This window comes from Terrabacter terrae, from assembly GCF_039529575.1.
Lineage (GTDB): Bacteria > Actinomycetota > Actinomycetes > Actinomycetales > Dermatophilaceae > Terrabacter > Terrabacter terrae.
Genome location: NZ_BAAANB010000002.1, coordinates 127,641 through 141,055, shown reverse-complemented (window position 1 = coordinate 141,055; position 13,415 = coordinate 127,641). Strand labels below are relative to the sequence as shown.

Genomic DNA, 13,415 nt, shown 5'->3' with positions numbered 1-13,415 from the left:
ATGGTGCCGCCGTCGGGATCTCGTTGGTCGTCGTCATGGGAGGGAGTGGTCGTCACGTACGGAATACCCGGCCGGGGCCGGGTAGCATCCGCACGCTAGCGGCCCGACCTGGGACGACGCCAAGAGGTCCCGGCGTCGCCCCCCGTGTGGCCGGGGTCAGGAGGCGTCGTGGGACGCCTCGGAGGACGGGACGGTCCGGCTCTCCAGCTGCGCGTCCCGCTTGGACTTCCAGAGGCTGGCGACCGTGGTGACGCCGAGAATCAGGACGATCGCCCCGAGGGAGACCAGGATGGGGATGTCGGGGACGCCCTCGATCGGCCGGCCGCCGTTGACGAACGGCAGGTTGTTCTCGTGCAGGGCGTGCATGACCAGCTTCACGCCGATGAAGGCGAGCAGCACCGCGAGGCCGATGCTGAGGTAGACAAGCTTCTTGAGCAGGCCGCCGATGAGGAAGTAGAGCTGCCGCAGTCCCATCAGGGCGAAGATGTTGGCCGTCAGGACGAGGAACGGCTCCTTGGTCAGGCCGTAGATCGCCGGGATGGAGTCGAGCGCGAAGAGCAGGTCGGTGGTGCCGAGCGCGAGGATCACGATGAGCATCGGCGTGACGAGCCGCTTGCCGCCCTCGACGACGCTGAGCCGGGTGCCGTTCCACTCCTTCGTCGCGCGGAAGCGCTTCTCGACCCAGAGCAGGAACCGGTTCTCGTGGAACTCGTCGTCGTCGCTCTCGCCCTCGGTCGCCAGCTTGACCGCCGTGTAGACCAGGAAGGCGCCGAAGATGTAGAAGACCCACGAGTACGCGTTGATGACGACAGCGCCCAGGGCGATGAAGATGCCGCGCAGGACGATGGCGATGATGATGCCGATCATCAGGGCCGACTGCTGCAGCTTCTGCGGCACCTTGAAGCTGGCCATGATGAGCAGGAAGACGAACAGGTTGTCGACCGAGAGGGAGTACTCGGTCAGCCACCCGGCGTAGAACTCACCGGCGAACTGGCCGCCCCACTCGAACCAGACGAAAAGACCGAAGAGCACGGCCGCGGTCACGTAGCAGGCGAGGTAACGACCGGCCTCGGCCATCGAGGGCACGTGCGGGCGCCGCGCGATGACGAAGACGTCGACGAGCAGGAACACGGCCATCAGGCCGATCGTGAGGAACCAGCCCCAGGCGGGAACGTTCATGGGCACAACCTTCCGGTCACCAGATCAGCAACCGGAGGTCTCTCCCGCCCGGCGCCGTGGCCGGACCGACGGGACCGGGAGCGGCGGTGGGTCCCTGCTCCGTGATGACGAGCCCGTCGTGTCGGGGATACTCCCCTCCGTGAACGCCTGAGTCTTTCACTCCGGCAGGCCCTGCCCAAATCCGGTTCCGACGGGTGGGCGGAACACGTCGCCCGACGGGACGGGGGCCTTCACGAGGCCCCGGGGCGTCGGCTGCGGGGCAGCCCCGACACCACGATCTCGTAGGAGGTCTCGAGCGCGTCCAGGAGCTCGTCCTCCTCGATCGCCCCCGTCGTGCGCAGGGTGTTCCACCCGTGCCGGCCGATGTAGGCCATGACGCTCGCGTCGTCGGGGTAGCGCTCGAGCCACTCGTCGGCCTCGGTGCGGCCGCGAGCGCACTTGACGCCGATGGACTCGGAGCCGAGGAACACGAAGATCTTGTCGCCCACCTTGGCCACCGTGTCGCCCTCCCAGGGCGAGTCCTCCCACGCGCCGGGCAGTGCGAGGGCGGCGGCCCTCAGCCGCGCTGTGACGGAATCGCCGGAAGCCACGAGCTCAGCCCCTCACCGCGTGGCGGCACTCATCTGCCGCAGCTCCTTCTTGAGCTCGCCGATCTCGTCGCGCAGACGGGCCGCCAGCTCGAAATGGAGGTCGGCGGCAGCCTGGTGCATCTGCGTGGTGAGCTCCTGGATGAGGCCGGCGAGGTCGGCAGCCGCCATGTCGGCCGGACGGCTGGCCGCGCCGCCGGCCGAGACGCCGACGTCTGCGGCGACCGCACCGCGCCCCGCGCCGCTCCTGCCCCGCGACTGCATGCGCCCGGAGCCCAGCAGCTCCTGGGTGTCGGCGTCCTCGCGCTCGAGCAGGTCCGTGATGTCGGCGATCTTCTTGCGCAGCGGCATCGGGTCGATGCCGCGCTCGAGGTTGTAGGCGATCTGCTTCTCGCGCCGCCGGTTGGTCTCCTCGAGGGCCTGTTCCATGGACGGCGTCATCTTGTCGGCGTACATGTGCACCTGGCCGGAGACGTTTCGGGCGGCTCGACCGATCGTCTGGATGAGGGAGCGGGCCGACCGCAGGAAGCCCTCCTTGTCGGCGTCGAGGATCGAGACCAGCGACACCTCCGGGAGGTCGAGGCCCTCACGCAGGAGGTTGATGCCGACGAGGACGTCGAAGACGCCGGTGCGCAGCTCGCGCAGCAGCTCGACGCGGCGCAGGGTGTCGATGTCGCTGTGGAGGTAGCGGACCCGGATGCCCTTGTCGAGGAGGTAGTCGGTGAGGTCCTCGGCCATCTTCTTCGTGAGCGTGGTGACGAGGACGCGCTCGTCGCGCTTGGTGCGCTCCTGGATCTCGTGCATGAGGTCGTCGATCTGGCCCTTCGTGGGCTTGAGGACCACCTCGGGATCGACGAGGCCGGTGGGCCGGATGATCTGCTCGACGGGCGGCCCGGACTTGGCCAGCTCGTACTCCCCCGGTGTGGCCGAGAGGTAGATGGTCTGCCCGATGCGCTCGAGGAACTCCTCCCACTTCAGTGGGCGGTTGTCCATGGCGCTCGGCAGACGGAAGCCGTGCTCGACGAGCATGCGCTTGCGCGACATGTCTCCTTCGTACATCGCGCCGATCTGCGGCACCGTCTGGTGCGACTCGTCGAGGACGAGGAGGAAGTCCTCGGGGAAGTAGTCGAGGAGGCAGTTGGGCGCGGAGCCGGCCGTGCGGCCGTCGATGTGGCGGCTGTAGTTCTCGATGCCGTTGCAGAAGCCGACCTGGCGCATCATCTCGATGTCGTAGGTCGTGCGCATGCGCAGGCGCTGCGCTTCGAGCAGCTTGCCCTGCTTCTCGAAGAGCGCGAGCTGGTCCTCGAGCTCGAGCTCGATGCCGCGGATGGCCCGCTCCATGCGCTCGGGGCCGGCGACGTAGTGCGACGCCGGGAAGACGTACATCTCCTGCTCCTCGTTGACGACCTCGCCGGTCACCGGGTGCAGGGTGTAGATGCGCTCGATCTCGTCACCGAAGAACTCGATGCGGATGGCGAGCTCCTCGTAGACCGGGATGATCTCGACCGTGTCGCCACGGACCCGGAACGTGCCGCGCGTGAAGGCCAGGTCGTTGCGGGTGTACTGCATCTCGACGAAGCGGCGCAGCAGCTGGTCGCGCTCGATCTCCTGGCCGACCTTGAGGCGCGCCATGCGGTCGACGTACTCCTGGGGGGTGCCGAGGCCGTAGATGCACGACACCGACGCGACGACGATGACGTCGCGGCGCGTGAGCAGCGAGTTGGTGGCCGAGTGCCGCAGCCGCTCCACCTCGTCGTTGACCGAGCTGTCCTTCTCGATGTAGGTGTCGGTCTGCGGGATGTACGCCTCGGGCTGGTAGTAGTCGTAGTAGCTGACGAAGTACTCGACGGCGTTGTTGGGCAGCAGCTCGCGGAACTCGTTGGCCAGCTGCGCTGCGAGGGTCTTGTTGGGCGCCATGACCAGCGTCGGGCGCTGCACCTGCTCGATGAGCCAGGCCGTCGTGGCCGACTTGCCGGTGCCGGTGGCGCCGAGCAGGACGGTGTCGGTGTCCCCCGCCTTGACCCGCTGCGCGAGCTCGGCGATGGCCGCCGGCTGGTCGCCGCTCGGCGTGTACTCGGAGATCACCTCGAAGGGTGCCACCGTGCGCTGGAGGTCGGTCGTCGGACGCATGGCTCAACCGTACGTCGGAGCACCGACAGCGCCCATTCCGGAAGCGTGACGGCTCACGGGACCCGGTGCGTCCACTCGGGGGTCGCGAACTTCTCGTCGACCAGCGCCCGCGCCGCCTCGAGCTCCTCCGCCGTGTAGTCCGAGACCGTCGCCCGGTACCGGCGGGCGAAGGACCTCGCGAAGGACTCGAGGATGGCGTCGCGGGTCATGCCCGTCTGCGACCGCATCGGGTCGACGCGCTTGTTGGCCGACTTCGTGCCCTTGTCGCTCATCTTCTCGCGGCCGATGCGCAGCACCTCGAGCATCTTGTCGGCATCGATGTCGTAGGCCATCGTCACGTGGTGCAGCACGGCGCCCGAGGCGAAGCGCTTCTGCGCCGCCCCGCCGATCTTGCCCTTGTCGCTGGCGATGTCGTTGAACGGCACGAAGTGCGCGTTGACGCCGATGTCGGCGAGCGCCTCGATGACCCACTCGTCGAGGAACGAGTAGGACCGCTCGAAGCTCAGGCCCTCGACGAGCGAGGTGGGGACGACGAGCGAGTAGGTGATGGTGTTGCCCGGCTCCATGAACATCGCGCCACCGCCGGAGATGCGGCGCACCACGTCGATGCCGTGCCGCTGGGCCCCCTCCGGGTCGATCTCGTTGCGGACCGACTGGAACGAGCCGATGACGACGAGCGGGCTGTCCCAGTCCCAGAAGCGCAGCGTCGGCGGTCGGCTGCCCGCCGCGACGGTACGCGCCAGGACCTCGTCGAGGGCCACGTGCAACGCCGGGTCGAGCACCTTGGCGGGGATGACCTCGAAGTCGTGGTCGTCCCACCCCGTCGCCTTGCCCAGGGCGCGGCGGATCGCGATGCCGATGGACTCGGCGGTGAAGCCGATGAGTGCCACGCCGTCACCAAGCGCACCGGTCACCGCGGCTGCGAGCTGGTCGACGCCGGCGTCGACGGGCATGCCGGTCAGTGCGGCGTTGATGTCGCCGAGCGCCTCGTCGGGCTCGAGGAAGAAGTCGCCCGAGACGCTGACCCGCGCCAGCCGGCCGTCGACCTCCTCGACGTCGACCGCCACGAGCTTGCCACCGGGGACCTTGTACTCACCACGCATGTCCCCCACAACACCGCAGACCGCCCGCGTATGCCGCGGAGCACGTCCACCGAGGACCGGGCGGCGCCGACCGGCATACGCAAGCGCGCCGCGGCGCACTTCCGACCGGGCTTGAGGGGTCGCGAAGGCTGGAACTGCGCCGTGGCGCACTCCCCAGCGGAGGGCGTATGCCGGGTGCCCCCTACCGCGGCCGCCAGCCCGTGCGCTGCGCCCAGGCGTTCGCGCGCTGCCACGCGCCCTCGAACCACGGCTCCTTCGCGACGACGTAGTCGGACGTTGACTCGTGCTCCCGGAGCAGCCGCCGCTTCTCGGCGGCATAGGCGTCGCGCTCGGCCGGCTCGTGCCGGAGCCAGTCACGGAACAGCAGCGCGAACCGCCAACCGGCGCAACCGTGCTCGCGGACGTGGACGTGGACGTGGTTGGCGGGATCGCAGCCGCCGAGGAAGCGCTTGGCCCAGTCCGAGGCGTCCGCCCCCTGCGGGTGCGGCGTGTCGGTGTGGTTGCCATAGGAGAACACGTAGCCGGCGTCCGTGAGGGCGTCGCGCACCTCCTGCCGGTCCGCGTCGGCGAGGCGTCGCACCCCCACCTGCACGTCGATGACGTCCTTGGCGAGGAGGCCGGGGACCGAGGTCGACCCGACGTGGGACACCTCCGTGACGACGCCCGTGGGCGCGAGCGCTGCGGCCAGACGGGCGACGACGCGCTCCGCACGAGCCTCCCAGTCCGGTCGCGGGACGACGACGCAGTCGGCGGCCCGGTCGGGGCGCCGGGACCGCGTGCCTCCGACGAGGCTCGCCTCGTACGGGAGGAGGCGACGTGCCCAGAGCTCGTCCACGGCGGCCACGAGCGCTTCCGGGGAGCCGGAGTTGTCGAGCACGACGTCTGCGGCCGCACGTCGCTGCTCGTCGGTGGCCTGCGCCGCGATGCGGTGTCGCACGTCGTCCTCAGCCAGGCCGCGCTGCTCGACCAGCCGGCGCACCCGGGTCTCGACATCGGTCTCGACGACGACCGTCAGGTGCTCGTGCACCCAGAGGGCGCGCTCGACGAGCAACGGCATGTCGTAGACCGAGACGACGCCCGCCGGGACCCGATCTCGCTGCTGCGCCACTCGGTCCGCGATGGCGGGACCCGTGATGGCGTTCAGGACGTCGAGCGCCTCCGGGTCGGGGAACACGAGGGCGGCGAGCGCCGCCCGGTCCAGCGTCCCGTCGGCGCGGACCACCCCCTCACCGAAGCGCTCCCGGATCCGCCCGAGCGTCGGCTCCCCAGGCTCGACCACCTCGCGTGCGACCGCATCCGCGTCGACGACGTGTGCCCCCAACTCGCCGAGCCGGCGCGACACGGTGGACTTGCCCGACCCGATGCCCCCGGTGACCCCGACCCGCAGCACGCGCTCAGGCCAGCCGGGCGGGGAAGCCGCCACGCGCGACCGGGCCCCACCGGGTCGGGGTGACCCGGAGCAGCGACTTGCCCTGGTCGCGCATGGCCTGGCGGTACTCGTCCCAGTCGGGGTGCTCGCCCGAGATGGCGCGGAAGTAGTCGACGAGAGGCTCCACGGACTCCGGCAGGTCGATGACCTCGCAGTCGCCGTCGACCTGGACCCACTCCCCACCGAAGTCGTCGGAGAGCACCAGGACGCTCACCTGCGCGCGGCGTCGCGCGTTGGTGGTCTTCGCCCGCTCGGGATAGGTCGAGACGACGATGCGGCCCTGCTCGTCCACCCCACCGGTGACGGGCGAGGCCTGCGGACGGCCGTCGGATCGCTCCGTGATGAGCACCATCGAGTGCCTGGGACGCACGAAGTCAAGCATGGCCTCACGGTCGACCTCGGTGTTGGTCGCGATCTGGCGGGGCATGTCAGTCCTCCTGGGTTGCGATGCTGGCGCGGTCGAACACGGCGACGAGCGCCTCGGCCAGCCAAGCGGCATACATCTGGTGTGTCCAGCCGCACCGGCGCACGAAGCGGTCGTAGATCTCCGGGGCCGTGATGGTCCACACGATGTCGATGAACCGCTCCCGGTCGAGGCGCGGCGGGAGCCCGTGGGCGGCCTCGAGCGCATTCAGGGCGTTCGAGTTGCCGACGCGGCGCTCGCGGTCGATCGTCGCGACGAACTCCTGCAGGCCCGCGTCACCGCCGCCACCCTGCGCCAGCAGGACGCCCAGCAACGGGCCGACCCGCTCGTAGATCGTCGCGCACAGGGCGGCATACGCCCGCATGAACGCCTCGCGGTCGACGGCGCGGGACATGGCGCGGAACTCCGGCCGGTCCTGCATGGCCACCGGCTCGTCGTCGCCGGCGAGCATGACGTCGTAGGTGGCCTTGACCACGGCCGACTTGCCGCCGATGGCGTTGTAGACCGTCTGGGCGCTCACGCCGGCCGACGACGCGAGGGCACTGACCGACATGGCGTGGTAGCCGTCGCGAAGGAGCATCTCGCGCGCCGCATCGATGATCCGGCGACGGGTCTGGAGCGCGGCCTCCGCACGCGAGCTGTTGTCGTACGCCCGGTCTGTTGACATCGGAGTCCTTCAAACGCATCATGAGTTCGCTGGAACGGCGTTCCAGCGAATGGGTGGGGTTCAGGGGTCCCCATCCAGCTGCTGCACCGGAGCCGCAGCGTCGACCTCGTCGACGTGGCCACCCGCCCGTCGTGCTGTGGATGGGCCCGAGTGTGCCACGAGCGCCTGAGCCCCGGCCCGCAGGGGCCGCCGGTGCAGCGAGGGGCCGGTCCGTCTCAGCACGGACCGGCCCCTCGGCTGCGGCCGAGGCACCGGCCTCAGGCCGGGGTCGATGACAGCAGGGCGACCGCACGGTCGGGGTAGTCCGAGACGAGGCCGTCGACCCCCGCCTCGATGAGCTCCACCATCCGGTCCGGCTCGTTGACCGTCCACGGCAGCACCGACAGGCCCGCGGCGTGGGCTCCCTCGACGAAGGCGGCGTCGACCATGGCGTGGTCTGGCGAGACCACCGAGGCTCCCACGGCCGCCGCACCATCGCACAGGTCGACGTGCGACTCGCCCACCCGGACGCTGCCGGTGAGCGGGCTGCCAGGGACCCACGTGAGGGAGGACTCCACGAGCGCTGACCGCAGGACGTCGGGCGCCAGCTCGGCCGACAGCTCGAGGACCGCCCAGTCGAACGAGTGCACGAAGCACTGCCCTTGGATCCCGGCCTCGTGCACACCGGCCAGCACGCCTTCGAGGAGCCGGCGTCGCCCGGCCGCCTCCCCGGCGTCGAGCGGGTTGACCTTCAGCTCGATCGTCCACCACACGTCCGGCGCGTGCTCTCGACCGTGCGCCAGCACCTCGTCGAGCGTGCAGATGCGGGCGCCCGGTGACGGGCGCTGGTCGGGAAACGCGGCCAGCGTCCGGCTGCCGACGTCCACCGTGCGCAGCTGCTCCAGGGTCAGGTCGGCCAGCCGGGCGCCGCCGAGGTCGGGACCGGTGGAGACGCATTTGTCCGGCTGCAGCTCCGCGTCATGCCACACCACGACCTCACCGTCGGCCGTGAGCCTGACGTCGAGCTCGACGCCCGTCACCCCGGTGTCGAAGGCAGCCGTGAAGCCCGCGAGGGTGCTCTCGACCACGAGGCCCCTGGCGCCGCGGTGGCCCTCGACGTCGAAGCGACCCGACGCCCACGGTCCGGGGCGTGCCGTCATCCTCAGGCCTCGATCCGCTCGCCGGACGCCGCGTCGAAGACGTGGACCTCGCCATGGTTGGGCTGGACGTGGACGACGTCGCCCACCGTGAGGTGCGTGCGCTTGTCGAGGCGCACCGTGACGCGGTCGGCACCCTCGGCGGCGTCGACGGGGCGCCCGTAGACGAACGACTCGGCCCCGAGGGACTCGACGAGCTCGACGGCGAGCGCGAGCGACCCGTCGGTGCGGATGCCAGTCGCGCCGTTCGAGCTGCTGGAGCCGTTCGATCCGTCGGACCGCTGGTCCGGCGTCGGCACGACGTGCCAGGACTCGGGACGCAGCCCGACGACGACCTTCTCCCCCGCGCGGCCGGCCACCGCCCGGTCGAGCGGGACGGGCACGCCGTGGACGTGCGCGACGCCCTCGCGCACCTCGGACTCGACCAGCGTGATGGCCGGAGATCCGATGAAGGCCGCGACGAACGTGTTGACCGGGTGGTCGTAGAGGCGCTCCGGGGTGTCGACCTGCTGCAGCCTGCCGTCACGCAGCACGGCGACCCGGTGACCCATCGTCATCGCCTCGACCTGGTCGTGGGTCACGTAGACGGTGGTGATGCCGAGGCGGCGCTGCAGCCCGGCGATCTGGGAACGCGTCGAGACGCGCAGCTTCGCGTCGAGGTTGGACAGCGGCTCGTCCATGCAGAAGACCTTGGGGTTGCGCACGATGGCGCGACCCATCGCCACGCGCTGGCGCTGGCCGCCCGACATCTGGCCCGGCTTCCGGTCGAGCAGCTGCTCGAGCTCGAGGATCTTGGCCGCCTCGGCGACGCGCTGCTTCGTCTCGGCCTTGCTCACCTTGGCGTTGTCCAGGGCGAAGGCCATGTTCTGGGCGGCGCTCATGTTCGGATAGAGCGCGTAGCTCTGGAACACCATGGCGATGTCGCGGTCGCGCGGTCGCACGCCCTTCTGGTCGTGGCCGTCGACGAGGATGCGGCCGCCGTCGACGGGCTCGAGACCGGCGAGCATGCGCAGCGTCGTCGACTTGCCGCAGCCCGAGGGACCGACGAGGACGAGGAACTCGCCGTCGGCGATGTCGAGCGTGATGCCGTCGACCGCTGGGGCGTCGTCCTTGGAGAACCGACGAGTCGCCTCGTCGAAGTACACGGTGGCCATGGATGCCCTTCGCTGTCGTGCCGTTCGTGGTGTGGTCGTCCCGGGGTGGAGCCGGTGAGGTGGGAGGCAGCGGGCGAGCTCGCCCGCTGCCTCCCACCTGCTTGCGTATGCCCTCCACGCACGTCCCGGGGACGGCGCCGACGGCATACGGCGGGGGCCGTGCGGTGCGCCTCAGGCGCCGAGCTTGCTCTTGATCTGCGAGTCGAAGACCTGCTGGCTCTCGGCGTCGAGGGACTTGAAGACCGTCGCGACGTCCTGGCCGGCCACGATTTGGTCGAGGCCCTTGCCGATGCGGGCGCCGCCGCCCGGCAGCAGGACGCGTGCGTTGTCCTGCGAGCGGGTCTTGGGCAGCTGCTCGATGGCCGTCTTCGCGTTGGGGTTCTTGTCGAGGAACGCCTTCTCCTCAGGCAGGTCGACGGCCGACTTGCGCACGGGCATGTAGCCGGTTGCCTGCGTGAACGTGACGGTGTTCTTGGCGTTGGTGAGGAACTCCATGAACTTCAAGGCATTCTTCTTGCGCTCGTCCGAGATGCTGGCCGGGATGCCGACACCCGCGCCACCCGTCGGGCAGTTGCCCTCGCCCGGGAGGAACGCCGTGCCGACGGGGAACTTCGCGTCCTTGGCGACGCCACCCAGCGACCCGGTCGACATCATGCTGCACGCGACGATGCCAGCCGTGAAGTCGGGGGCCGGGTCCTTCGACAGCTTCAGGAAGCCCTGCTTGGCGAGGTTCTGCAGGTAGGTGCCGGCCTTGACGGTGCCCGGGTCGGAGAAGGTGGGCGTCCACTCCTTGGAGTATGCGCCGCCGTAGCCCCACACCATGTTCTGGAACACCCAGTCGAGGTAGTTCGAGCCGTCGGGCAGCTCCATGACGATCTTGTCCGAGCCGGCCGCCGCCTTGAGCTTGGGCGCCCAGGTGAGGAACTCGTCCCAGTCCTTCGGTCCGCGGTCCTCGAGGCCGGCGGCCTTCCAGAGGTCCTTGTTGTAGTAGAAGAGCGGCGTCGACCGGGCGAACGGCAGCGCGTAGTGCTTGTCCTTGAGCTTGTAGTCGTTGAAGAGGGCGTCGACGTAGTCGGACGTCTCGACCTTGGCGCCGGACAGCAGGTCGTCGAGGGGCGTCAACTGCTTGTTGAGCGCGAAGTTGAACCACGTCACGTCGGAGACCACGACGACGTCGGGCAGCTGGCCGCCCGCGAGGGAGGCGTTGAACTTCTGCGCGACCTCCTCGTAGTTCTTGCCCGCGTCGACGAGCTTGACCTTGAGCCCCGAGTTGGCCGCCTCGAAGGCCTTGATGATCTCCTGCTCGACCGGCTTGCTGTTGCCGGGGTGGTTGCTCCAGAACTCGATGGTGTTGCTCGAGCCGCCCCCGTTGCCCGACGTCGCGGACGTGCCGGTGCCCGCGCAGGCGGACAGGCCGGCGATGCCGGCAGCCCCGGCGAGGCCGAGGAAGCCCCGGCGTGAGAACTCGTTCATGGGTGAGTGCCTTTCCCTGTGTGGTGTGTGGGAGTCGAAGGTGGGTGGAGAGGTCTGTCGGTGTGTCTCGTCAGCTCTTGACCGCGCCCGCGGTCAGGCCCTTGATCATCTGGCGCTGCAGGACCAGGAAGAGCACGAGGATCGGCAGCATGGCCAGGACCGTGCCGGCCATGACCGGACCCCAGTTCGTGACGCCGTCGTTGTTCTGCAGGAAGGTCAGGCCGACCGGCAGGGGTGCGGTGGACTCGTCGTCGGACATCAGGAACGGCCAGAGGTACTCGTTCCACTCGTTGACGACCGTGATGAGCGAGAACGCCACGAGGGTCGGCCACGACATCGGCATGACGACGCGCCACAGCAGCTTGAGCGGCCCGGCGCCGTCCAGGCGCGCGGCCTCGATGATCTCGCCCGGCAGGTTGAGGAACTGGTTGCGCATGAGGAAGGTGCCGAAGGCGACGCCGGCCAGCGGGATGATGATGCCCTGGTAGGTGTTGCGCCACCCCAGCTGGGCGACGAGCGCATAGTTGCTGATGACGGTGATCTGGTTGGGCACCATCAGGGCGGCGATCACGACGAGGAAGACCACCGAGCGCCCCGGGAACCGCAGCAGCGACAGCGCGTAGGCGCTGATGACGCCGAGCACGATCTTGGCGATCGACGTCGCCGAGGTGATGATCACCGAGTTGCGGACGTAGTCGAAGAACGGGATCCGGGTGGTGAGCTCGCTGTAGTTCTGGCCGGTCGCGGGGTCGGGCCACCACTTCGCGGGCCGGACGTAGATGTCGCCGCGTTCCTTGAACGAGGTCACGAGGATCCAGAAGAGCGGGACCGCGACCACCAGCACGATGAGGGCCATGCCGACGTAGCCGGCCACGGTCCAGACGGGCCCGCGGTGGTGGCTGGAGGCCTCGACGTTGTGCGCCTGCTGCCGACGCCTGCGCCGCCCCGGGATGGGCGAGCCGCCCGCGCGCTCCTCGTCGGCGCCCCCGACAGGACCAGTGCTGCCGACCGTGGTGGACGTGCTCATGACTGCTTCCCCCTGTCCATGAAGCGCACCTGCACCACCGTGACGGCGAGCAGGATGACGAACATGACGGTGGCGACGGTGGCGCCGTAGCCGGCGCGCTGGTTGACGAACGTCTCCTGGTAGACCTGGTAGACGAGCGTGGCGGTGCCGTTGCCCTGCGGGCCACCACGGGTCATGACGTTGATGATGTCGAAGACCTGCACCGAGCTGAGCAGCACCGTGATCGACAGGAAGAAGGTCGTCGGGCGCAGCTGCGGCATCAGGACCCTGCGGAAGCGGGTCCAGGCCGACGCGCCGTCGATCTCGGCCGCCTCGTCGAGGTCGGCGCGGCGCCCCTGCAGGGCGGCGAGGTAGATGACGAAGGTGTAGCCCAGGTTCTTCCAGATGTAGGTGAAGGTCACCATGAACAGCGCCCAGCCCGGCTGCTGGTAGAAGTCCGGCGACTGCACGCCGATGCGTGCCAGCAGGTCGTTGACGAGGCCGAAGCGCGGGTCGAAGACGAACTGGAACGCGATGCCGATCGCGGCCCCGGAGATCACGAAGGGGGCGAAGACGACCGAGCGCACGAGGTTGCGGCCCTTGAGCTTCTGGTCGAGCAGCAGGGCCAGCCCGAGGCCGAGCGCCATGGAGATGCCCACGGTCGCGACCGTGAAGACGAGGGTGTTGCGGACGATCACCTTGGTGTCGTCGCGCCCGAACCACTCGACGTAGTTGGCCAGGCCGACCGGGTTGGCGATGGGCGAGCTGATGTTCCAGTCCGTGAACGACAGCCGGATGTTGTCGAGCAGCGGGCGGTAGGTGAAGACGATGAGGAGCACCAGGTTGGGCAGCAGCAGCAGGGCCGCCAGGGACCACTCCCACGCGCGGCCGCTCGAGCGCCGTGGGGGCGGCCCGACTGCTGGAGGGGGGCCACCGGATCCCGGTGCGGCGCCACGGGGTTCGGTCAGCGATGACTGCACCCGGCCAACCTAGCGGCGGCAATGCACGGAGTGCGGCTTTTGCGCGGCGTGCTTTCGACTCGAGTCTGAACGTGCCGTGAACGCGTGACCGGCCTCGACGGCCGCTCCGTCGGCCGCCGGCCACGCTCCGCCCGAGACGCCGGAGAG

At 69.6% G+C, this 13,415-nt stretch carries 12 protein-coding genes; all 12 read right to left on the bottom strand.

Annotation, left to right across the window (positions count from 1 at the left end; translation table 11 throughout):
- Positions 1-156: 156 nt before the first annotated feature.
- Positions 157-1,179: a TerC family protein gene (locus ABD194_RS05010; RefSeq protein WP_343988581.1), complete on the bottom strand. Its 1,023-nt coding sequence runs from the start codon at positions 1,177-1,179 to the stop codon at positions 157-159.
- A gap of 230 nt (positions 1,180-1,409) precedes the next feature.
- Positions 1,410-1,769, bottom strand: coding sequence for an MmcQ/YjbR family DNA-binding protein (locus tag ABD194_RS05005; protein ID WP_343988578.1), 360 nt, complete (start codon positions 1,767-1,769; stop codon positions 1,410-1,412).
- Between the two features lie 12 nt (positions 1,770-1,781).
- Entirely contained in the window at positions 1,782-3,896 is a 2,115-nt protein-coding gene (gene uvrB, locus ABD194_RS05000) for an excinuclease ABC subunit UvrB (protein WP_343988575.1), read from the bottom strand.
- Between the two features lie 53 nt (positions 3,897-3,949).
- Positions 3,950-4,999: a lipoate-protein ligase LplAB gene (lplAB, locus tag ABD194_RS04995; RefSeq protein ID WP_343988572.1), complete on the bottom strand. Its 1,050-nt coding sequence runs from the start codon at positions 4,997-4,999 to the stop codon at positions 3,950-3,952.
- A gap of 181 nt (positions 5,000-5,180) precedes the next feature.
- On the bottom strand, positions 5,181-6,389 hold the full coding sequence (coaE, locus tag ABD194_RS04990; protein WP_343988569.1) for a dephospho-CoA kinase: 1,209 nt from the start codon (positions 6,387-6,389) through the stop codon (positions 5,181-5,183).
- Positions 6,390-6,393: 4 nt separating this feature from the next.
- Positions 6,394-6,855: a PPOX class F420-dependent oxidoreductase gene (locus ABD194_RS04985; RefSeq protein WP_343988566.1), complete on the bottom strand. Its 462-nt coding sequence runs from the start codon at positions 6,853-6,855 to the stop codon at positions 6,394-6,396.
- A 1-nt stretch (position 6,856) separates the two neighbouring features.
- A complete protein-coding gene (locus ABD194_RS04980) occupies positions 6,857-7,519 on the bottom strand; it encodes a TetR/AcrR family transcriptional regulator (RefSeq protein ID WP_343988563.1) in 663 nt (220 codons plus the stop codon).
- A 257-nt stretch (positions 7,520-7,776) separates the two neighbouring features.
- The gene (locus tag ABD194_RS04975; protein ID WP_343988560.1) at positions 7,777-8,658 is read right to left on the bottom strand and encodes a glycerophosphodiester phosphodiesterase family protein; all 882 of its coding nucleotides are present in this window, start codon (positions 8,656-8,658) and stop codon (positions 7,777-7,779) included.
- Between the two features lie 2 nt (positions 8,659-8,660).
- Positions 8,661-9,809 carry an ABC transporter ATP-binding protein gene (locus ABD194_RS04970; RefSeq protein WP_343988557.1) on the bottom strand — a complete coding sequence of 383 codons (1,149 nt, stop codon included), beginning with the start codon at positions 9,807-9,809 and terminating at the stop codon, positions 8,661-8,663.
- Between the two features lie 171 nt (positions 9,810-9,980).
- Entirely contained in the window at positions 9,981-11,282 is a 1,302-nt protein-coding gene (locus ABD194_RS04965) for an ABC transporter substrate-binding protein (RefSeq protein ID WP_343988554.1), read from the bottom strand.
- Between the two features lie 70 nt (positions 11,283-11,352).
- Positions 11,353-12,309 carry a carbohydrate ABC transporter permease gene (locus ABD194_RS04960; RefSeq protein WP_343988551.1) on the bottom strand — a complete coding sequence of 319 codons (957 nt, stop codon included), beginning with the start codon at positions 12,307-12,309 and terminating at the stop codon, positions 11,353-11,355.
- On the bottom strand, positions 12,306-13,268 hold the full coding sequence (locus tag ABD194_RS04955; RefSeq protein WP_343988548.1) for a carbohydrate ABC transporter permease: 963 nt from the start codon (positions 13,266-13,268) through the stop codon (positions 12,306-12,308). Before ABD194_RS04955 ends, ABD194_RS04960 begins: the two co-directional genes overlap by 4 nt.
- Positions 13,269-13,415: the final 147 nt, after the last annotated feature.

What these genes read in the sequence shown, in the direction of transcription:
- uvrB (WP_343988575.1), bottom strand. Translation starts at nt 3,896, where the DNA reads ATGCGTCCGACGACCGACCTCCAGCGCACGGTGGCACCCTTCGAGGTG.
- ABD194_RS04980 (WP_343988563.1), bottom strand. Translation starts at nt 7,519, where the DNA reads ATGTCAACAGACCGGGCGTACGACAACAGCTCGCGTGCGGAGGCCGCG.
- ABD194_RS04970 (WP_343988557.1), bottom strand. Translation starts at nt 9,809, where the DNA reads ATGGCCACCGTGTACTTCGACGAGGCGACTCGTCGGTTCTCCAAGGAC.
- ABD194_RS04975 (WP_343988560.1), bottom strand. Translation starts at nt 8,658, where the DNA reads ATGACGGCACGCCCCGGACCGTGGGCGTCGGGTCGCTTCGACGTCGAG.
- ABD194_RS04985 (WP_343988566.1), bottom strand. Translation starts at nt 6,855, where the DNA reads ATGCCCCGCCAGATCGCGACCAACACCGAGGTCGACCGTGAGGCCATG.
- lplAB (WP_343988572.1), bottom strand. Translation starts at nt 4,999, where the DNA reads ATGCGTGGTGAGTACAAGGTCCCCGGTGGCAAGCTCGTGGCGGTCGAC.
- ABD194_RS04965 (WP_343988554.1), bottom strand. Translation starts at nt 11,282, where the DNA reads ATGAACGAGTTCTCACGCCGGGGCTTCCTCGGCCTCGCCGGGGCTGCC.
- ABD194_RS04960 (WP_343988551.1), bottom strand. Translation starts at nt 12,309, where the DNA reads ATGAGCACGTCCACCACGGTCGGCAGCACTGGTCCTGTCGGGGGCGCC.
- ABD194_RS05010 (WP_343988581.1), bottom strand. Translation starts at nt 1,179, where the DNA reads ATGAACGTTCCCGCCTGGGGCTGGTTCCTCACGATCGGCCTGATGGCC.